Here is a 21,879-nt window from a genome sequence, read left to right on the forward strand (position 1 = left end):
GCGGGATATTTTATTTCTTTCGGGCGATGCCGTCAAGCGACGGCTAGACCGCGACCGGAGCGGCGATCGCAGGCCACGGATCGTAGCCCGAGACTTGGAAATTCTCTATACGATAGTCGAAGATCGAAGCGGGCCGCCGCATCATTTCAAGCCGCGGAGCTGCGCGCGGCGTGCGCGAGAGCTGCTGCTCCACCAGCTCCGCGTGATTGAGGTAAAGATGGACGTCGCCGCCCATCCACACGAGTTCGCCAGGCTCGAGATCGCATTGCTGCGCCAGCATCCGGATCAGGAGCGCGGCCGACCAGGCATTGAAGGCGAATCCGAGGCCGAGGTCGCAGCTGCGCTGGTAAAGGAGGCCTGACAGCTTTCCGTCGGCGACATGGAATTGGTAGGTCTTATGACAGGGCGGCAACGCCATCGCGGGGAGTTCGGCCACGTTCCACCCTTCGATGATGTGGCGGCGGCTGCCGGGGTTATTGCACAGGCTATCGACCACCTGAGCGACCTGATTGATCCCCGGCCCGCGGCGAAAGGTTCCGTCGCCTTGCGGCTCGTAAACCGGCCAGTCCACCCACTGCTTTCCATAGACCGGCCCAAGGTCGCCCCATCGCGCCGCGAATTCGGCGTCGGCCACGATGCGATCGGAAAATTCCTCGCGCGAAATCGCACTACCGGTTTCGCGCCGGAACCGGTCGAGCGGCCAATCGGTCCAGATCTGAACGCCCTGCGACACCAGCGGCCGTATGTTGGTTTCGCCGGTGAGGAACCACAGCATCTCGCGCGTCGCGGTTTTCCAGTAGACGCGCTTGGTCGTGATTAGCGGCATGGCGCCCCCCGCGAGGTCGAAGCGGATTTCCGCTCCGAACAGCGACCGGGTGCCCACCCCGGTGCGGTCGACCCGCTGATCCCCCGTCGTCCAGATACGACGCATCAGGTCCAGGTACTGTTCTTCCCACGAGGTTTCGGCGAGAGAATCGGAAGGTCGGGCCAGCGTTGCCATGAAGCCATCCTAGGCGGGGCAAAGCGCGCTTGCCAGCCCGGCATAGCCCCACTATAGGCCCGCTCCTGCCTCGCCACCTTCGGGTGGTGAACGATCGGTCGGGGAATAGCTCAGCCTGGTAGAGCACTGTCTTCGGGAGGCAGGGGCCGGAGGTTCGAATCCTCTTTCCCCGACCAGTTCGCTTCGATGTGGCGAACCGCCGCACAGCGGCTGAAATTGCGGAACCCAACGTTTCGTTGCGCTTTGAATGGGCAACCCCCAACGCAACGAGGACATTTCCATGGCCGACCAGCAATTTACCGATGCCATCGCGCTGCTGAAGGCAGATCATCGCAAGGTCGAAGATCTGTTCGCGAAGTTCGAATCCGCGACCAGCGGCAAGAAGCAGGCCTTGGCCGAGCAGATCTGCAACGAGCTCAAGATCCATTCGACGATCGAGGAAGAGATCTTCTACCCGGCGCTGCAGGACAAGATCGAGGACGACACCCTCAACGAAGCCTATGTCGAGCATGACGGCGCCAAGGTTCTCATCAACGACATCATGTCCGGCGGTCCGGACGACGACTACTACGACGCCAAGGTCAAGGTCCTCTCCGAAGAGATCAAACATCACGTCGCCGAAGAGGAAGCGCGATCGGAGGGCATGTTTGCCCAGGCTCGCGAAGCCGGCGTGGACCTGGTGGCACTTCGCGACCGGATGATGGCCCGCAAGCAGGAACTGATGCGTCAGGCCGAAGCCGGCGGTCTTCCACCCGCCGAGCCGCGGGTTGTTAAGGTGATGGCGGTCTAGCCACCCCGCAGTAGCGCGACTCCATAGTCACGCTCGAAAAGGTAAAGCAGCACCCGCGCGGCAGCGCCGCGCGGGCTGTCCAATCCTCCATCCCGCTCGATCAGCAAACGCGCATCGTCGTGGGCCAGCGGTAGCAGGCGCTGGATCTGTTCGGCATCGGCCACGCGGAACGGGGTGTCTCCCGATTGGCGAGTGCCCAGAAGCTCACCGCCGCCGCGCAATCTCAAATCCTCTTCGGCCAGGCGGAACCCGTCCTGAGTTTCGCGCATCAGCGCCAATCGTTCACGCCCCGTCTCCGACAGCGCCTCGCCCCTCAGCAGAAGGCAGACGGAATGGCCCTCCCCGCGTCCGACGCGTCCGCGCAGTTGGTGCAGCTGGGCAAGGCCGAAACGCTCCGCCTGCTCGATAACCATCAGCGTTGCGTTCGGCACATCGACGCCCACTTCGATCACGGTCGTCGCAACCAGAAGGCGTTTTTCTCCCGCGGCGAACTCGGCCATGGCCGCATCCTTGGCTTCGGGTCGAAGCTGCCCGTGAACGAGGGTCACGCAATCGCCGAGCCTCTCCTTGAGTGCGGCAAAGCGAGCTTCGGCGGCAGCCAGGTCCTCGCCCTCGTTTTCGCGCACCATCGGGCACACCCAGTAGGCCTGCCCGCCGCCCGCAAGGTGCCGCTCGACCGCCGCGACTACGTCTCCGATCCGCTCGGCGGCGACGACCCGGGTGTCGATGGGCTGGCGCCCCGGGGGCATCTCGTCCAGCCGCGAGACGTCCATCTCGCCGTACTGAGCAAGGGTTAGCGTGCGCGGAATCGGCGTTGCGGTCATCGCCAGGCAATGCGGCACGCGCCGCCCCTTCTGGGTCAGCAGCAGCCGCTGGCCCACTCCGAAGCGATGCTGCTCGTCGATCACGACCATCGCCAGATTGCGGTAAGCCACGCTCTCCTGAAAGATCGCGTGGGTGCCGACGCAAATATCGATTGAGCCATCGAGCAGCCCCATGAGGATCGATTCGCGCGCACGCCCCTTGTCGCGTCCCGTAAGCAGTGCGATGTTCGCACCCGTCCCGGCGGCGAGCCGCGACAACGTCGCAAAATGCTGGCGCGCAAGGATTTCCGTCGGTGCCAGCATCGCGCCCTGGGCGCTCGCCTCGACCGCGATCAGCAGCGCTTCGAGCGCCACTACCGTCTTGCCCGATCCGACATCGCCCTGAAGCAGGCGAAGCATCGGGGCGGACTGCGCCATGTCGCTCTCGATTTCACCGATCGCGCGCTTCTGCGCCCCGGTCAGTCCGAACGGCAGCGAGACCTTCGCCCGACGGCTGCCATCGGCCTTCAGAGGTATCCCGCTCCGTGACCGGTTCGAGCGTCGCACCAGCATCAGGGCAAGCTGACTGGCTAGGAGTTCATCATAGGCCAGACGGTCGCGCGCGGCGGGGTGTTCGCCCTTGTGCGCCAGGAGCAGGGCCTCGCGCCAGGCAGGCCACCCCATCTTCTCCAACAGCCCGGGCTCAATCCATTCAGGCAGGTCGGGAGCTGCGGCCAATGCCTGTTCGACGAGGGCTTGCAACCGGCCCAGCGTCAGCCCCTCGGACAGCGCGTAGACCGGCTCGCACAGCTGACCCAGCAACGCCCCGCTGTCCTCGGCGATATGCTCCGGGTGGACCATCTGGAGCGTCTGGCCGAACTGGTCGAGCCGGCCGGCGATCCAGCGCCGCTCACCCAGCGGTAGCGACTTCCGCGCCCAGCCGGCGTTGCGGCCGAACCATGTCAGCGCGACAAAGTCTCCGTCGCCATCGCGCGCGATGATGCGAAACGGGCCGCGACCCGCGGAGGCGCGATACTCGGTCGGGGTCATCGCGACGACGATCTGCTCCCCCACGCTCGCCTCGTCGAGACTGCGCACGGCGCGGCGCTGCACAAACCGCTCGGGCAGGTGATAGACGAGATCCCGCAGCCGGGTCAGTCCAAGGCGCTCCAGCGGGCGGCCGAGCCGAGGGCCCACCCCGACAACCCCGGTCACTTCGGCAAACAGCGGATTGAGAGTCGCGGGGCGCATCGCCTGCGGTGATAGGGAGCCGCGCCGCGCCTTGCCACCCCGCGCCCACTCTCCTAGGCGCTGGCGCATCATGGCGATTTTCGAGCAGACCGGCGCCTCGGCCGCCCCTCCCTCTCGTGATGAGAGACTGCGGAGGATGAAGTTTCGCGCATGGCATCGCGGCACGCGCGAGGCGGACTACATGATCGGCGGCTTTTTCGACCGATATCACGCCGATTGGACGGATAAGGATATCGCCTGGTTCGAGGCGCTGATCGAGGAAGACGACGTCGACGTCATGGCCTGGGCCTTGGGCACGCAGTCGGTACCGTCCGAATATGCCGGTGCCCAGATGGCCGCGATGCAGTTGCTCGATTACGTCGAAATACGCCGCTAGGCGGGAACGCCGCCCGGTCCTGAGGTTTCCCTTTCGCAATGCCCGACATCGCCCGCATCCTGTCTGCCGCCACCCCGCTTACGCTTTCGTCGGTGGCGCGCGGGGCTGCGCCTCTGGTCATGGCCGACATCGCGCGGGCGGCAAAAGGCCGGGCGCTGTGGATCGCGCCTGACGAAGCCGGGATGCGCAGCGTAAGCGAGAGCGCGGCATTCTTCGCGCCCGAGCTCGAAGTCATCGAATTCCCGGCGTGGGACTGCCTGCCCTATGACCGCGCATCGCCCGCGCTTGTTGTCAGCGCCCGGCGTCTCAGCGCGCTGCATCGCCTGCAAGCCCGCCCCGATCGGCCCCAGCTCGTCGTCTCGACGATCAATGCGGTCCTGCAGCGCGTGCTCTCGCCCTTCCGGATTCGCGAAAGCGTCCGCCTGCTCAAACCAGGAACCGAGATCGGCCGCGAGAGCCTGATCGCCCTGCTGGTGCGGCAGGGCTACGGCCGGACCGATACTGTCGTCGATGCAGGTGAATTCGCCGTGCGCGGCGGCGTCTTCGACATCTTCCCTTCGGGCCTGCAGGAAGGTCTGCGGCTGGATTTCTTCGGCGACGAACTTGAATCGCTGCGAACCTTCGACCCGATCAGCCAGCGAAGTACCGGTACGTTGGCCGAGCACCTGCTATTGCCCGCGAGCGAGGCGCTGCTGGACGAAGACAGCATCAAGCGGTTCCGCCGCGGCTATCGCGAAAGGTTCGGCGCGAACGCCACGGGCGACACCTTGTACCAGGCAGTCAGCGAAGGGCGCCGCCTCGCCGGCATGGAACATTGGCTTCCGCTCTTCGAAGACAAGATGGCGACGCTGTTCGATCATCTCTCCAGCGGCGACGTCGCGGTAATCGATGCCGCAGCGATCGGTGCCGCCGAATCCCGCCTCTCCGACATCGCCGACTACTTTGCCGCGCGTTCCGAAGGTGCGGGCAAGGGTAGCTATCGTCCCCTGCCCGTCGATGCGCTCTATCTGGACGATGCGGAATTCTCGCGCGCCAGCGCCGCGTGGCCGATTCACCGCGCCAGCATCTTCGCCGAACCTGAATCGCCCAACGTCATCGACTTCGGATTTTCCAGCGCGCGCGACTTCACGCCGGAACGTACCCGCGGCGAGAACCCGTACGACGCTGCGGCAAAGCATTTCGCCGTGGTCGGCCGGTCCGGGCGCAAGCCGCTCTTCGCGGCTTACAGCGCGGGCAGTAGGGCGCGCATTGCCTCGCTGCTGGGCGAGGCCGGCAAGCAGGAACCGCTCTTCGCAAGCAGTTGGCAGGAAGCGCTGGGCCTTTCGGCCAAAGGACGTGCCGTGGCGCTGGTCCTGCCGCTGGAACAAGGCTTTGCGAACGATCAGATCGAACTGGTCACCGAGCAGGACCTGCTCGGCGACCGGCTCGTCCGTCGACAGAAGAAGCGCAAGAGCGCTGACGCCTTCCTTGCCGAGCTGTCCGCGCTCAACGTCGGCGACCTGGTCGTCCACGCAGACCACGGCATCGGCCGTTACGAGGGCCTTTCGCCGATAACTGTAGGCAACAGTCCGCACGACTGCGTTGCGTTGAGCTACGCCGGCGGCGACAAGCTCTACATCCCCGTCGAGAATATCGACGTCCTTACCCGCTACGGCAGCGAGAACGAAGGCGTGGGCCTTGACCGTTTGGGCGGCGAGGCCTGGCAGCGGCGCAAGTCGCGACTCAAGGAACGCATCCGCGAAATTGCCGGCGAGCTCATGCGTACCGCCGCGCAGCGCGCGTTGCGCCAAGCCGAAGTCCTGCCCGTGGATCACGTCAGCTACGGGCAGTTCGTCGATCGCTTTCCGTGGGAGGAAACGGACGACCAGGAGCGCGCGATCGAGGATGTGCTGTCGGACATGGCCAGCGGGAAGCCGATGGACCGGCTCGTCTGCGGCGATGTCGGGTTCGGCAAGACCGAGGTGGCGCTTCGGGCCGCATTCGTTGCGGCGATGGCCGGCTTCCAGGTCGCCGTCATCGCGCCAACCACCCTCCTCGCGCGCCAGCACTACGCCAACTTCAGCACCCGGTTCGCAGGCTTCCCGATCAATGTCGGCCGCCTTTCACGGCTGGTGCCTGCGAAGGAAGCCGCCGAGACACGCGACAAGCTCGCCGACGGCACGATGGACGTGGTGATCGGCACGCATGCGCTTCTGTCGAAGTCGATCAAGTTCAAGCGGCTTGCCCTGGTCGTCGTCGACGAGGAGCAGCGCTTCGGCGTCACGCACAAGGAAAAGCTCAAGCAGCTGAAGTCGGACGTTCACGTCCTCACGCTGACGGCCACCCCCATTCCGCGCACGCTGCAGATGGCCATGTCGGGGCTGCGCGAGCTTTCGACGATCCAGACCCCGCCGGTCGACCGCCTCGCCGTGCGTACGTATGTCATGCCGTGGGATGACATGGTCATGCGCGAAGCATTGCTCCGCGAGCATCATCGCGGCGGGCAGAGCTTCATCATCGTGCCACGCATCTCGGACATGGAGCCGGTCTCGGACTGGCTGCGCGAACACGTGCCCGAGGTAAAGTTCGTCAGCGCTCATGGTCAGATGAGTCCGACCGAGGTCGAGGAACGAATGGGCGCGTTCTACGAGCGCCGCTACGAGGTGCTTCTCGCTACGACGATAGTCGAGAGCGGGCTCGACATCCCGAGCGCGAACACCATCGTGATTCACCGCGCGGACCGTTTCGGACTTGCCCAGCTCTACCAGCTTCGCGGCCGCGTCGGTCGCGCCAAGATTAGGGCCTACGCCTACCTCACGACGCCCGAAAATCAGGTCCTTTCGGAAATCGCGGAGCGGCGGCTCAAGGTCATCGGAGATCTCGACAGCCTGGGCGCGGGCTTCCAGCTAGCCAGCCACGATCTCGACATTCGCGGCGGAGGTAACCTGCTGGGGGACGAACAGTCAGGACACGTGCGCGAAGTGGGCTTCGAGCTGTACCAGTCGATGCTCGAGGACGCGATTCTGGAACTCCGAGCGGGCGTGGACGGCACGCACCGCAAGCGCGAGGGCCTGAGTCCGCAGATCACGGTCGATGCGCCGATCATGATCCCCGAGGAATACGTGCCCGACCTGGCTGTGCGGATGGCGCTATACCGCCGCATGAACGACGCCGAGGAACAAGGCGCGGTCGAGGCGCTGGCGGCGGAAATGATCGATCGCTTCGGTCCCCTGCCCACTCCCACCGCGAACTTGCTCAAGCTGATCGAGGTGAAGCGCCAGGCCATCGAAGCCCACGTCGCGAAGATCGATGTCGGGGCCAAGGGAGCGCTGGTCACTTTCCAGAACGACGACTTCCCGGATCCCGCGGGCCTGATCGCCTATGTCGAGCGCTTGAAGGGCACCGCGCGGCTGCGTCCCGATCACAAGCTGGTTATCAGCCGGGTCTGGGGCGATCCCGCGTCCCGCCTCAACGGCCTGATCCAGTTGACCAAGGGCCTTGCCGCGATCGCGCGCAAGGCAGCCTAGTTGGTCGAGGCAAAGCGCAGAAAGTCGTCGTGCGAAAGCGGACCGGCGCGCACGAACCCCTGGAAATAATCGCAGCCCTCTGCGGCCAGCATGGCAAGCTGCTCCTCGCTCTCCACTCCTTCCGCGACGACTTCGAGATCGAGGGCGCGCGCCATGCCGACGATGGCGCGCAGGATCGCCCGGTCGCGGGGGGCGACAAGCACATCGTCGGTCAGGCTGTGGTCGAGCTTGAGGTAATCGAGCGGCAGGTTTTTCAGGTACCAAAAGTTGGAAAACCCCGTTCCGAAGTCATCGAGGGCGATCCTCACGCCGGCGCGTGAAAGTTCGCTGAAGGCGTCCGCCGCGCACTCGAGGTCGACGAGCAGCGCCTGCTCGGTCACCTCCAGAGTGAGCCGAGTGGGGGCCATCCCGCCGCGCTCGATGGCATCGCTGATAGATTTGACGAAGCTGTCGGCAGCAAGGTCTGCAGCAGCGAGATTGAGCGACAGGCGCAGCCCCCTCTCTGCCGGCCACTGACCCGCCAGGGCCAGCGCCCGCGACGCGATATGCCGTGAAAGTTGGACCGTATGGTCGGCCCGCTCCGTCACCGCGAACAGGGTCGGCGCGCCAAGCCTACCCAGTACGGGATGGTCCCATCGCGCCAGCGCCTCAGCCCCGACGAGAAGGCCGCTCCCCGCCGCGAACTGAGGCTGGAAAAGCACGCTGATCTCGTTTGCGTCGATCGCGCGCAACAGATCCGCCTCCATCGCCGCCGCGCTGCGCCCTCTCGTCGATTGCCGTCCGTCGGCCCATTGGAGGCGGCGCCCGGGCTGACTTCGCGCGGCGGCCAGCGCCTGGCTGAGGCTGTCGAGCAGCCGCTCGCTTGCCTGCGGCTCGACTGCGTGAAGCAATGCGATGCGCGGGGCGAGCCGCAGAGTTGCCCCTGCCGTACCCAGCGGCCTTGCGATGATGTCGGCCAGGGCATGCGCCAGCCATTGCCACTTCGCGCGGCTGCACGGCGACCGTGTCGCCAGGAGGAAGTCGCCGCCGCCGATCCGCGCCGCCAGCCAGTGCCCGTCAAGTTCTTGGGACGCGAACTGCCTTATCCGCCGGGCGACTTCCGCCAGCGCGACATCCCCGACCGGCCGGCCGTACGCATGGTTGATGCCTTGAAGGCGCTGGAGGCCGATCAACATCGCGAACACAGGGGTATCGTCGGAGGCGGTCGCCTCGGCCCAGGCGTCGAGCAAGCGGCGCGCGGCGGCGGCAGAGGCGAGCCCTGTCAGGGCGTCGTGATCTGCGCCCGCGATTATTTGTGCCGTGCTGGCCATGTACGCGGCCGGTCTAGCGTATCAATCTTTCAAAATGGTTCGGGCATCCCGCGGGTAAAGATGGCGCTATCCCGTTGCCAAGCAACGAGAGCGTCCATAGACCAGAAACGAAGGCATGGCCGCGGGCCGGCGAGAGGGAATGCAAGACGATGCCCGCACTTACGCGCCTGGCGCTTCTCGCCTCGTCCACCGATCGTGCCGAAGATGCAGCCGCGGCACTTGCCGATGCCGCGCCTTGGGTTCCGCTGGAGGAAGCCGAGGCTGTGGTCGTCCTGGGGGGCGACGGGTTCATGCTCCAAACGCTGCACCAGATGCTCGACAGCGATCGCGTCTTGCCGGCCTACGGCCTCAACCTGGGCACGGTCGGGTTCCTGATGAACAAGGCAAGGGGCAGCAAGCCGATCCTCGACCGGGTCGCCAAAGCCCGCGCAATCGACGTGTCGCCGCTTGCCATGTCCGCGGTCGGCGCAAATGGCGAGACAAACCAGCTTTGTGCGATCAACGAGGTTTCGTTGCTCAGGGAAACCCGCCAAACCGCGAAGATCGAGGTAACGGTCAACGGCCGCGTGCGTATTGCCGAGCTTTCCTGCGACGGCGTGCTTGTCGCGACGCCCGCTGGTTCGACTGCCTATAACCTGTCGGCAAACGGACCCATTCTACCCCTCGGCTCGGCCATGCTGGCGCTCACGCCGATCAGCCCGTTTCGCCCCCGGCGTTGGCGCGGAGCAATCCTGCCTGACCACTCCCAGATCGGTTTTCGCGTATTGGAACCGGACAAGCGGCCTGTCGCGGTTGTGGCCGACCAGAAGGAACTTCGCGACGTTCGCGAGGTGAATCTGGCCATCGCCACGGACCGCCGCCTGACCTTGCTGTTCGATCCCGGACACAGCCTCGACGAGAGGATCGTGACCGAGCAGTTCCAGGTCTGACAGCCAAGTTTCGGCAGCGCTTGCCAAATACATATCGGGTGGTATAGGCCCACCCCTGTCCGGGAGACCGGATCGCTCCCCGATAGCTCAGCGGTAGAGTAGGTGACTGTTAATCACTTGGTCGTAGGTTCGAATCCTACTCGGGGAGCCAACTTTCCACATAGTTGAACGGGCACGAGCCGCGCCGCGGTTCGCACCCGCCGCCGTCGTCATCGCGCCGGCTTTGGCAGCTCCGCGGCAGACGCGGTGCGCGCGGGAACGATCGGTTTCGCCCCGTCTCCCAGGATTATGAACGCCGCCCAGTAGAACGGGTGGGAAGTATCGGGATCGTCCATCAGCTTCTCCTGCGCATCGGCCAACGCCTGTGCCAGCGGTTCGCCCGGCGCGGCGTCGAGCATTCCGCCGATGAGGCGTTTGGTCGCGTCGAAATCGTCCGGCACCGGCCAGTGGCTGGCAACGACCGATCGTGCGCCCGCGCCGACGAAAGCCCGCACGAGGCCGTCGAGCGCATAGTTGCCCCCGGTCGTCACGCCCGCTTCGCGCGAGGCGGAGACCGTCGCCATGCCCGCGGTATCGCAAGCCGAGAGGATGACGACGTCCGCATCAAGCTTGAGGTCGAAGATCTCACGGAAGCTCAGCAATCCGTCCGATCCGCTGTCACCGAAGGAAGTGACGAGCGCGGGTCGCGCCGGGCAGTCAGGTCGCGGCGCCGTCACCAGCCCGTGCGTGGCAAAGTGCAACACCCGATATTCGTCGAGCGTGGGATTGGCGAGCAGCGCCGAATCGGTGAATCCGGCATCGGTGATCACCTCGCTGCCGCCGCGACCTAGTTTGGCCTTCGCGAAATAGAGTTCGTCAGCCGCAATCGGCGCCTGCCAGGTTGCCAACGGCCAGTCGCACTCGGTCGCAACCGCCGCGACGGGTCGCACCGAGGGCACGGCGTTGTGACCCAGCCCGAGGTAACTGCGCGGCGCGGATGAAGGTTTGAGCGCGCGGATGTCGAGGAACCCGCGCGGGCTGACCGCGATCGAAACCTCGCGTCCGCGCCCAAGCCATTCCACCCCGGTAAAGTCGAAGGCGTCCGATCCGGCCCGGGCCGTTCTTGCGCGATACGCATCGACGCCCTTGTCCCCTGTGACGAGCAGATAAGGCGGAAGCTGGAGCATCGGCCCATCGGGCTCGAATATCAGGTGCTTCACGCCCGGCATCGCTGCGTCGATCGGCCCGAACAGCTTGAGATAGAGCTGGCGCGCCCGCACGACATCGAACGGATAGTTCACCTGCTCCCCGTTCTCGATCCGCACGATGCTGTCGCGGATCGTCGAGACGTCCTTTTCCAGCGCCGCCCGTCCGCCTTCGATCGGCACGATCCGCGCAGCCGAAGGGGTGACGAACAGCGCGTAGAGCTCGTCGCTCACCACCATCAGCTTGTAGTACGCCTCGCCTTCGCGCAGCGCGCCCTGGAGGTCGGTCAGCGAAACGCTTTGCGGGCTCAGCACGTTGTAGCGCGGGAATGCAGAGAGCTTCGAGACGAGTTCGGTCTGCTCGCGACGCAGGTTTTCGAGAGATTCGCGCGCCACGCTCAAATTCTCGATGTCCTGTGGCGTCGGCGCAGTAATGGCGCTGAGCGTGGCAATCTCGGCCTCCGTCCGCGCGATTTCGCGCGATCTTGCCACGGACAGCCTGAAAAGCGCGGAGGCGTCGTCGTTGCCCTCGGACATCTCGCGGGCAAGAATGGCCTGGGTCTGCGCCACGCCCGGCCGCTGGAGAACCTGGGCCGCCTTGAAAAGAGCTGCGGGCGCTTCGGCCGAGCCGTCGTTAGCCAACAGGCCGAAATACGGCGCCAGCATGTAGCGCAGCGTCGAGCCGGCATCAGGCACGGTCGCACTGTCTTCGACGATGGATGCATAGGCTGCTCGCGCTGCAGTCCCGTCGCCGCTCCGGCCAAGGAACGCAGCCTTGCGCGCCCGTGCCGCAAGCAGCGCAGGGGACTGCGGGTAGGCTTCGCCAATCGCGGCGATGGCGCGGTCGAACGATGTTCCCGCATCGCTCGCCCGGCCCTGGGCCTCCGCAATCAGCGCAAGTTCGATGAGGATTTCCGACCGCAGCCATCCGGTCGATTGCACCCGCCCGTCGCGGATAGCCGCAAGACGTTCGCCCGCCGATGCGAAAAGTTTGGCCGCTTCGTCGAGCTTGCCCTCCTGCCGCTTTGCCGTGCCCGTCAGCGCCTGTGCCTGCGCGTCGAGGATTTCGGCGCGCTCTGCCGGGGTCAGGCTGGCGTCGATCCCGCCGAGCCGCTGCAGCCCCAGGTTTTCGCGGTTGATCTGCTCTGAGAGCGGCAGGTTAATGTAGCCCTCGCGCAAGTTGCCGTCATTGATCTCGGTTCCAACGGGAACGACGTCCTTGCCCAATTCGGCCAACGCAGCGGACGGCTTGCGCTGGTTCAGCGCGTTGATCGCGCGGTAATTGCGGATCAGCCGCTGGCTGACCCCGTCACTGCGGGCCGCCTTGCCTTCTGCCTCGCTCAACAGGCGGGCAGCGGTGCCGAAGTTGCCCAGATTGCTCTGTTGAAGACCTTGGTTGGCGAGTGCTTCTGCAAGGCCCGGCCCGTTCGCGCCATCCTTCTGAACCAGGTTCTCGAAGAACTCGGAGGATTCCGCGAAGCGTCCGCCGTTGTTGCGCAGATATGCCTCGTCGCGCGCGTTCTGCGCGTCGAGTAAGCCGGCCTGGACCCGCGCGAACGCAGCCGCGTCGCTCACCTCGGTGCTCGCGACGCGGATCTCACCGGGTTGGGGGCGGTCGTTCACGACGGTAGCCAGAGCGAGACGCAAGGCGGGATCGTACCCCGCCAGGCCTTCGACCAGATAGGACACCCCGTTACGTCGAACCGCGTAGCGGCGATAATCGACCTTCGACTTGGGATCGCGGCAACTGATTGTATCCACCGCTCCGATGCCGTCGAGCGTCGATCGGCCGGCCTCGCCGCACTCGAACGCGGTGGCGGCCAAGGCCGACGGCTCGCTGCCGAGCGCGACGTTCCGGCGCACGGCGATCAGGCTGCCGACGGCGCCCGCGGCATCGCGGCAACTAAGTAGGTAGCCCCGGTCGAACATGCCCTTCAGGCGCACGTCAGCGGTCGAAATCTGGGCCGTGCAGGCAACGCCCGAAGTCCCGACGCGAAAGCTGTTGCGGATCGATAACGGCTGCGCCTGGGCGAGTGCCGAAACCGGAGCGATGGCCACGGCAAGGATGGTGCAAACCGGCGCAAGGGCCACTGCGGCCCTGAGCGACAAGCGACGAATGGGGCGGCTCACTGGCGCTGCTCCTCTGCGGTGGTTTCGTTGACGGCTGACCCGATGAGCGCGGGATTGCCCGCCCCGGCAACGGGTTCGACCACTTCGATTGCCGGGTTCAGGGGGCGCGTGTCGATCAGCGGCGCGGGGGGCGCAATCGGCGATGAAGCGGCATCGGCCTCCGCTTCGTCCTGATTTTCGGCGGTGTCGCTGAAGGGCTCTTCCTGCAAGGTATCCTGCGACACGATCGCGACCTCGCTCGAAATCGCGGCGACAGGGTCCGCTGCCAGATTCGTGCACGCCCCGGTCGTCAGCGCGCACCCGTTGATCTGGCTGGTGCCGGTAAAGCCCGCGAGGCTTTGGGCATTGTCGATTACGAGCTGGTATGCCGGCTGGCCGGTGACGGTCCCGGTCGTAGTCAAGAGCTGGCCGTTGATCACGAGTTTGACCCCGCTGCCCACTTGCGTTGCAGGGGGAGTGATGTCGCTATTGTCGATCGTCGTGAAGAACCCTGCCGGGACCAGCGCGGTACCGGTGTTCTGGATATACAGCGTCTCGACCGGATAGAGTTCAAGTCCCAAGGCCTTCAACACCCCACCCGGCCGCTGCACCGCAGCCGGGGCGTTAAGCTCGGCCGCATGTCCGGAGTAAAGCGGGTCCACGCGCAGCTTCTGGAGGATCTGGTCGCTGGCAACATGGATTTGCGCGGCGTCGATCAGCACGATACCGCCAAGACCGCCCGTACCATCGGCAACCGCGATCGATCCGGTCGCGGCGTTCATTTCGAACCGCGAGGCGTAAAATTCCAGGTAGTTCGTCGGTGAGAAACCGGTTCCCGTGATCGCGCCATCGACCCGCAGGGTACCGGACGGCGTCTGCGTAGTCAGATTGCCCGTCGCGAACAGGACGAGACCGTCCGGCCGATAAAGCTGGCTCGCGTTGATCGAAAGATTACCGATCGTCATGTCGGCGACGTTCTGCGGAAGATCGGTGCCGACGATATCGATCTCGCCAGCCGAAACCTTCGCGAATTCCGCGCTGCTCAGGGCGTAGCCCGGACCCGTCGGACCGTCGCCTATGAACGCGCCGGCAGCGTTGGTGGACGCGAGCAACACCGATCCGGCGCTGCCCGCATCGACCGACCCGTTCGCGGTTATGGCGATATCGCCCGAGGTCACTGCGATGTCCTGTGAATTCCACAAGCCATCCACGGAAACCAGCCCACCAGCGTTCACCTCGATCGACCCCGGCTGCAGGGCGTAGCCGCCGACGATCCCCTTGGCGGTGAAGCCCTGTGTCGTGGCGGCGTGCAGATACCCGGATGTGACCGCGCCAGAGATGGTGATAGGTCCGCTCACCGGCACGAGCGGCTGTGTGTTGAACAGCGGCAAGGTCTGGAAGTTGGAGAAGACGTTGGCTCCGGGCGAAGCCATCGAGGTGTTGGCGAGAATGATCCGCCCCGTGGGTTGCGTGACCGATCCAGCCTGCATCCCGCCCGTGGCAATTCCCGTTCCGCCCAGAAGGACGATATCGCCGCCGACGATGTTGCCGGTGCTGACCGCCTGCCCTGCCTGAAGGCCGATGTCGCGTCGCCCGGTGATATTGCCGGTGGTGATCGACCCCTGCGCGCCAACCGCGACCTTGTAGAGGGCGCCCGGGTTTGGACTGGGGTTCACGATGCCGGCCGTAAGGGTGCCCGTCGCAATCGAGCCGCCGCTGCTGGCGAGGAACAGCGAATCGCCGGCGTCGACGTTCTGGAGGTTCATCCCGCCGGCCGCCTGGAGCGAAACGGATTGGGCGAGCGTGGCCGCCCCGGCGATCGACAGCGCCTGTGCGGTGTTCGCGCGCAGCACGCCGGCTGAGACCGTACCATTTATGGCGACCGGTCCCGCGGTCGCCACGGGTCCCGTGGCGAGGATCGGCGCTGGATCGAAGGTCTGGGTCACCTGCCCGCCAAGCGCCTCCATCGAGTAGTCCGCGATATAGACCTGTCCGCCTGCGACAGCCGTCGCCAGCGAGCCGGTCGTCAGGCCCGTGCCGGGCAGCGCAAGGATGAGCGAACCGGCGCTCACGTTGCCGACCGTAATCGTTCCTGGGGACGAAAGCCCCACGCTGCCGCGCGCAGCCAGGTCGCCCGCCGTTACCGAGGCAAGCGAACGCAAGCCGATGTTGTACTGGGCAGCGGGATCGGCGCTGACCCGCGCGATGCCCGAATTCGCGCTGGCGACGTTGACGGCGCCGACTGCGTTCACCCCGATGGTGTCCCCCGCCACGAGCGCGCCCGTGGTGATCGTTCCTGCTGCTGCGAGGTCGAGCGTGCCGGCGGAACTGATGGCGCCAGTGGTGATCGATCCGCCCGCTGTGATGTCAACGTACCCGTTGGATGCGACTGCGCCGGTGATGAACGAACCGCCCAGCACGAGGTCGATCGCGCCTTGCGAGTTGATGTTGGCGGTCGTCGCGAAGTCGCCGCCCGAGTCCACGAACAGCGATCCGCTTGTGTTGATCGTCCCCGGGCTGGTCGTCGCAGTCGCCGGCAGAAGGAAGTTGCCCGCGGTGAGCGAGAGGGTGCCCGCGTTCAGCGTCGAATTGTCGATGTTGAGGATGACGTCTGCCGGGGTCGAGACCGTGAGCGAAGTCGCAACGTTGACTGACGAGCCTTCGATCACGTTTATCGAGAACGGCGTCGCCGTGACCGGTATGGTCGACAGCACCTGCGTCCCTGTTGCTGCATCGATGGTATAGCCCGTGAACGTAAAGTCGGGGCGCGTCGTGCCGGAATCGAACAGCGAAAGGCTGTTCAGCGTCACATCGCTCTGCTGTACGAAAAGACCCGATCCATTGCCAAAGTAGGACAGGCCGCTGGTCGAGCCTGCCCCGCCGCTGCCTGAACTGACGATCAGGACGTCCCCGCCCGTCAGCGATCCACGTTCGGTGCGCTGGAAGCGTTGAGTTACCGTGACGCTGCCCGTTCCGGCAAAGCCATCGCCGCCAGCGCCGCTGCCGCCCCCGCCGGTGCCGCCGTCTCCGCCGGTTCCGGTCAGGCTCATCGTGACGTTGCCCACTGTGACCGGCGAACCGCGAACGAGAAGCGTCGCCGCCCCGCTCAAGCCGAACCCCCCTGCCCCGCCGACCCCGGTTGCACCGCCGGTCCCACCGGCGCCGCCGGTTGCGTCCGAGGATGCGAAGATGTCGCCATACGACCCGCCGCCCGTGTTGGCCGGCGTGTCAGGCCCGCTGCGCGTGCCAACCTGAATGAAACCGGATTGAGCCGAACCGCCCATGCCGCCGGCGCCCGCGCCGTCGCCTGCCCCGCCCTGGCCGCCCGTGGCCGAAGCGTCGAACGCGGAGGTTCCGCTCACCACCAGATTGCCGTTGCCCGCATCGCCAAAGGCCTGGGGAGTACCGCCCACCCCGGCGCCGCCACTGCCTCCGGCAATGCCCGAACCGGTGGCCGCATCTCCGCCCGCGCCGCCATTGCCGACCGCGCTCACGAACAGGTCGCCAACGGTGATCTGACTGCTGCCGGCAAGGTTGCTTTGCGCGTCGATGACTGCTGAACCCGCGCGTCCAGAGCCGCCATTTCCTCCGCCAATCGAGCTTCCGCCGGTCGCGTCGGCAATTATGCTCGTTAGCCCGACAACGGAAACCGAGCCGTTCTGCGCACGCAGTAGCGCACGTGGGGGGAACAACATCGTGTTGCTCATCGCCTCGCCACCGGTCGTGCCGCTGCCGCCCAGCGCACTTCCGTCGATCGTCAGAGCATTGCTGAAAGCGATGTTGCCGCCGTTTGCGAAGACTTCCCCGGCACCTGCCGTGCCGCTGCCGCCGACGCCGGACTGGCGCGTATCGCCGCCAATTCCCTGCGCGGTAACATCGACTGCGCCGTCGACCACCAGCGAACCACCCAGCGAAACGATCCGGGCGCTGCCGCCAAAGCCGGAACCGCCGTTGCCCGACGGGCCGAGCGCGCTTCCGCCCTTGCCATCGGCACCGACGAACAAGGTTCCACCCACGATGCGGCTGTTGCCACCAAGGTTCTGCACGAGGGCGAGACCGCCACTGCCTGCGCCACCGTTGCCGACCTGGCCCAGGGCGCTGGTATCGACCTCCCCGCCCACGCCGCTTGCATCGAGGCGCACCTCGCCACTGTTGATCGTTGCGCCGGTCAACCGGAGCACGGCGTTTCCGCCCGTCCCGGCATCCGCCTGCGCAACCTTGTCGCCCCCGGCATAGGCAACGGCATCGACCGAGATGCGCGCGCTGCTGAGCGTCGAATTGATGACCTCGATCGTGGCGGATCCAGCCGACACGCTGCCCGTACCGGCACCGATGCCGCTGAGGTGGGAATAGGCGCTGGCCGAAACGGAAAACTCATAGAAAGTCGGATCGTTGCCGGTCACGGTAACGTTCGAGCCGTTGATGATGCTGGCGATGACGTTGCCGCCACTGGCGTTCCCGCCGATGCCACCCGATCCCGCGGTGTTCTGTGTGAAGAACCCTGCGCGCCCGGCAAAATTGACTGTCGCATTGTCCACAACGAACTGGGCGAACCCGCCGGAAGCATCACCGCCCTTGCCGGTCGCGGTTGCGTTACCGCCTTGCGCGCCGGCCGATCCCCCGACCAGCGTCGTGTTGAGCACGCCGCCATTGCGCACGAAGATGCTGCGCGTGCCGCCGATCCCGTCGCCGCCGTTGATCGTGCCCGTGCCGAGCGCGCGGCCGCCCTGGCCGAACGCGCTGGGCAGCAGACCGGCCGAGTTCAGCGTAGCATTATCCACCGTTATATTGATCGTGCCGCCGACGCCCTGTCCGCCTGCCAGACCGCCGGTGTTTGCAGGTCCTCCCGACCCTCGGGCAATTACGCGAATATTGCCCAGCGTCCCGACCGTCGACGGTAGCTGGATAAGCGCTCCGGCGGACGACACAATGTTGACCGTGCCCCCGGTCGCGCTGCCGCCGATTCCTGACCCGCCGCCCGACGTAGCACCGCCGAACGCTTCGGCCGCCACGAGGTCGAGCTGTCCCTGATTGATATCGCCCGTAAAATTGTTCTGGGCGATGGTTATCGCGGTGTTCGCGCCATCGGCACTTATCAGCGCCGTGCCGCCCGCACCGGCGCCGGCACCCGAACCTGTATCGTTACCGCCAACGCCGTCGCTGCTGATGTTCAGCTCGTTCACCGAAATCGTCGAGCCGCCCTGAGCGGACAGAGCAGAATTGCCGCCTGTGCCGTTCCGTCCGCCTGCAGCGATCCCTTCGGCGACGAGCCGAAGCACCGAACCTACCGAGATCGAGCCGCCGGCCTGGCTCGATACCGTCGTATCGCCGCCAATCGCGGCAAAATTGCCCGGCAGGAGATTTGTGTAGGACGATGCCCGTACTTCCATTCCCCCTTCGATCGAGATCGTACCCGAATTGGCCAGGACATCGGCCCTGCCGGCGGTGATGATCGTGTCGCCATTCACGTCGGTCGCCGAGCGCGAGGTGATGATCGCGTTGCCGCCGACCAGGATTCCCGCGCCGTTGAGCGCGCCAAGGAACGCCGATCCCGCGTCCGCCGTCGCCCCGACCGGCACCACTGCACGATCGCTCGTCAGGTTGAGGTTTCCGCCGATAGACAAGCCGCCCGCCGGGTCGCCCGAAAGTGTCGATGCGGTAGCCTGGACGCGCTCGGACGCGGAAAGATTTGCGTCCGACGCGAAAGACGTCTGCCGGAATGCGTCCAGATAAAGGGAATGGCTGGCCCGCGCCGTGACGGCTGAAGTGAAGTCGATTCCCGATCCGGTCAGCCCGGTGCTGCTGTCGTTGATCGTTATGTCTGCACCGGCCGCCCCGCCGGCGGCGCCCGCGATCTGCCCTCCGGTGACATTGTGCCCGGCCGAGAGAACGACCGCATTTCCGACCACGTCGGCCGCCGAGGCAACGTCGAATCCAAGCGTGCTGCCCCGCTCGATCGCCATCGTGATGAGATTGTTCTTGGCGGCGGTGACGAGATAGACGCGGCGGTTGTCGCCCGCACCCGTGCTCGCGCCACCCGTCGTCGAGCCCTGGTGGCGCACGCTGAATGCGCCGTCGCCGTCGCTTCCCACGGCAATCTGGATGTCGAACAGGCCATTGGGGCTGAAGGTAATGGTGCCGGCCTCCGCGCCGACGAGGGCAGCCTGGCCGTTGACCGCGATGGCGCCCGCCTGCGTTACGATCGGCGCAAACGCGGCGACGTAGCTGCCGTTGCTGGTGGCGTTGATCTGCGCGCCCTGGGCGATCGTCACGGCCGTGCCGCTGACCGCCTGCTGGAACTGCACGGTATTGCCGTTGTACCAGTTGCCCGCCCCGTCGACGAGCGGGCTGGCGGTGGTCAGGCCCAAGTTGCCGACGTCGAACACGGCGTTCGCGCCGACGACGATCCCGCCCGGGCTGTAGAAAAACACTGTCCCCCCGGGCACCGAGGCCGCGCCGGTCTGCAGGCGCGAGACCACGTTGCCGTCGAACACGATGGCGCGCGTGGGATCGGTGGGAACGATGCGGTTGAGAACCGCGAAACTGGCGGTCATCGCCGGATCGTTCGTGAAAGTGGCGGTCGTGCCGGCCGACTGGAAGGCGATCGGCCCACCGCCGATCGCGGTGTCGGTCGGGCTCCAGTCGATCACGGCCTGCGGGGTGGTGACCGTGACGTTCGTCGTGCCGCTCCCCGTCGTGACCGTGGCCCCGCCGCTGAACACGGTGCTCGACCCGTTGAAAGACTGGGCATGGGCGACATTGCTGCCCACGACGAGAGCGGTGGCGAGCGCGAACGTCGATACGAGCGTGAGGCTCCGACGGCTGCGATCCGTGAGCATCAGTTGTTCCTCCAGGGCAGTAGTCGCGTGGTAAGCGTGAGCAGGAAACGCGGGTCGCCCCGCTTGGTCTGGAAGCCCGCCCTCTCGAGCGGCACCGCCAGCGTTGCATCGAGGCGGAACCGGTCGCCGAGCTCGGCACGGACGCCGCCACCAGCCGAGGTCAGCCGTTGCGAACCCGATACGTCCTTGTTCCATACCCACGCGGCGTCGCCGAATACGTAAGGCTGAAGACGAATGTCCGCGTTGCCGGCCAGACTGAATGGCAGCCGCGGACCGCGCACCTCGGCGGATACCCCAACCCCGCTGTCGCCCAGAATGACGCCGGGATCGAACCCGCGCCCGACAGTGTAGTTGCCCGCCGTGAATTCCTCGAAGCTCAACAGCGGATCGAAGGCGTACTGGCCGCGCGGTGCGAGCGAAAAGGACAGGTTCTTGCCCAGCGCGACTTCTGCTTCTCCCGCTGCCCGAACGAGGGTCGCGGTCGGATCGCCATCGATACGGCTGCTCGATATCGCTGTCGGACTCGCCCCGAAGACGTTGAGGCCCTGCCGCACTTCAAACGTTCCTCCGTAGCGCCAGCCAGGCCGGCGCGAGCGCAGATCCACGCCGTCGATATCTGCCCGCAGCCACGCAACCCGAAGGTGATCGCGGCTCAGCGGAGCGATCAACTCGACGTCCTGATCGATGTAGTCGAAGCCCGCTCCAAGCCACAAGTTGGAACCCTGCGTGCGCTTGATCGGGTAGCGCGCGGAAAGGCCGGCGAACAGGGTGCGCGCTTTGAGCTGGGCACCCGCAGCCGCGCCAAGGTCAGGCTTGGTCCAAGCATAAGTGAATTGTCCGGCGATCGTCAGGCCCTCAGACCCAGGACGGAACTCATGCCCGACCTGGAGGATCTGCTGCTCCTTGAAGTCGGCGGTGCTGTAGAGCGAAACGTACGTCGCGTCGCCAAGCCCGGTCAGACCATACGCCTGAGCGCGAAGCTGGCCGCCCCAGCGACCGGTCGCCCGAGCGGCGTAATTCTGAACGGTCAGGTCAAGAGCGTAGGGGCGCCGCAGGACGGTGACCTCGCCGACCAGCTCGCCCGGCACGGTCCCTGCGGGCTTCAGCGTCAGCTGCACGTTGTATCCGGGCAGGTCCCTCGCCAGCAGCAGGTAGCGTTCGGCCTTGTAGCGGTCGAAGATCTCGTCCTCGGCAATACGGCCCAGGTATTCCTGGAGCTTGCGCTCCGCCCCGCGGGTTTCGCCCCGGGCACGAATGGCAGTGACGCGGGCGTAGAGTACCTCGAGCCGGACCTCGCCGTTCTCGATCCGCTGCGTCGGCACCTGCACGGCAGCGAGGTAGCCCTTGTTACGCAGGATCGTGGCCGCCGCATCGCGAATCTCGCAGATCACCGAGACCGGCTGAGACTGGCCGGCGAACGGCCTCGAGGCTGGCGCCAACTCGGCCTCGGTAGCGCCCTTCAGGTTGTTGAAGATCACGTGGCTGATGCTGACCTTGACATCGGCGAACTGTGGATCGGCCAGCGGGCAAGGCGCGCGTTCGATACCGCCTTCGATCGAGAGCTTAGGCGCCTCGTCGAGAGGTTTGTTGCGAACGCCTTCCAGTTCTTCCCGGGTCGGAACGCCCAGAGTCGGCGTGCTTACCTGGCCGTAGGCGGGCACAGGAAGTAGGACCCCGACCATGGCCGAAGATACGACGGCCGACGAAACGGCCCATCGCGCTGAGACGCGCGAAGATGACATCAATGCCCCCCTGAAACGCTATTTTGCGATGTGCGGAGCG

At 65.9% G+C, this 21,879-nt stretch carries 10 protein-coding genes and 2 tRNA genes; 6 read left to right on the forward strand and 6 right to left on the reverse strand.

Annotated features, from left to right (window positions below):
- Nucleotides 1-43 precede the first annotated feature (43 nt).
- Nucleotides 44-1,000 (reverse strand): thymidylate synthase, encoded by a 957-nt coding sequence (gene thyA / locus ACFO0A_RS09745; protein ID WP_379538815.1) that lies wholly within the window; start codon nt 998-1,000, stop codon nt 44-46.
- Nucleotides 1,001-1,099: 99 nt separating this feature from the next.
- Here thyA and ACFO0A_RS09750 point away from each other — a divergent pair.
- Nucleotides 1,100-1,176 (forward strand) — tRNA-Pro (locus tag ACFO0A_RS09750).
- A 104-nt stretch (nt 1,177-1,280) separates the two neighbouring features.
- A complete protein-coding gene (locus ACFO0A_RS09755; RefSeq protein WP_379539640.1) occupies nt 1,281-1,790 on the forward strand; it encodes a hemerythrin domain-containing protein in 510 nt (169 codons plus the stop codon).
- Here the strand turns inward: ACFO0A_RS09755 and recG are convergent.
- Nucleotides 1,787-3,844, reverse strand: a complete 2,058-nt coding sequence (recG, locus tag ACFO0A_RS09760; RefSeq protein ID WP_379538816.1) for an ATP-dependent DNA helicase RecG — start codon at nt 3,842-3,844, stop codon at nt 1,787-1,789. The two genes, ACFO0A_RS09755 and recG, sit on opposite strands and share 4 nt — an antisense overlap.
- A 70-nt stretch (nt 3,845-3,914) precedes the next feature.
- On the opposite strand from recG, the gene ACFO0A_RS09765 reads away from it, so the two are divergent.
- The gene (locus ACFO0A_RS09765; RefSeq protein WP_379538817.1) at nt 3,915-4,220 is read left to right on the forward strand and encodes a succinate dehydrogenase assembly factor 2; all 306 of its coding nucleotides are present in this window, start codon (nt 3,915-3,917) and stop codon (nt 4,218-4,220) included.
- 38 nt (nt 4,221-4,258) lie between these two features.
- Nucleotides 4,259-7,726 (forward strand): transcription-repair coupling factor, encoded by a 3,468-nt coding sequence (mfd, locus tag ACFO0A_RS09770; protein ID WP_379538818.1) that lies wholly within the window; start codon nt 4,259-4,261, stop codon nt 7,724-7,726.
- On the opposite strand, the gene ACFO0A_RS09775 is transcribed toward mfd, so the two are convergent.
- On the reverse strand, nt 7,723-9,036 hold the full coding sequence (locus ACFO0A_RS09775; protein ID WP_379538819.1) for an EAL domain-containing protein: 1,314 nt from the start codon (nt 9,034-9,036) through the stop codon (nt 7,723-7,725). The genes mfd and ACFO0A_RS09775 overlap by 4 nt on opposite strands.
- A gap of 149 nt (nt 9,037-9,185) precedes the next feature.
- Here ACFO0A_RS09775 and ACFO0A_RS09780 point away from each other — a divergent pair, with 149 nt between their 5' ends.
- Nucleotides 9,186-9,965, forward strand: coding sequence for an NAD kinase (locus ACFO0A_RS09780; RefSeq protein ID WP_379538820.1), 780 nt, complete (start codon nt 9,186-9,188; stop codon nt 9,963-9,965).
- Nucleotides 9,966-10,041: 76 nt separating this feature from the next.
- Nucleotides 10,042-10,116 (forward strand) — tRNA-Asn (locus ACFO0A_RS09785).
- 58 nt (nt 10,117-10,174) lie between these two features.
- Here ACFO0A_RS09785 and ACFO0A_RS09790 read toward each other — a convergent pair.
- The 3 genes from ACFO0A_RS09790 to ACFO0A_RS09800 are packed head-to-tail and all read right to left on the reverse strand — an operon-like array spanning nt 10,175 to nt 21,779.
- On the reverse strand, nt 10,175-13,279 hold the full coding sequence (locus tag ACFO0A_RS09790; RefSeq protein WP_379538821.1) for a CHAT domain-containing protein: 3,105 nt from the start codon (nt 13,277-13,279) through the stop codon (nt 10,175-10,177).
- Complete coding sequence (locus ACFO0A_RS09795) at nt 13,276-20,097, reverse strand: hypothetical protein (RefSeq protein WP_379538822.1); 6,822 nt, start codon at nt 20,095-20,097, stop codon at nt 13,276-13,278. Before ACFO0A_RS09795 ends, ACFO0A_RS09790 begins: the two co-directional genes overlap by 4 nt.
- Nucleotides 20,097-21,779 (reverse strand): ShlB/FhaC/HecB family hemolysin secretion/activation protein, encoded by a 1,683-nt coding sequence (locus ACFO0A_RS09800; protein WP_379538823.1) that lies wholly within the window; start codon nt 21,777-21,779, stop codon nt 20,097-20,099. Before ACFO0A_RS09800 ends, ACFO0A_RS09795 begins: the two co-directional genes overlap by 1 nt.
- Nucleotides 21,780-21,879: the final 100 nt, after the last annotated feature.

Origin of the sequence: Novosphingobium tardum (genome assembly GCF_042652045.1) — a bacterium.
GTDB lineage: Bacteria > Pseudomonadota > Alphaproteobacteria > Sphingomonadales > Sphingomonadaceae > Novosphingobium > Novosphingobium tardum.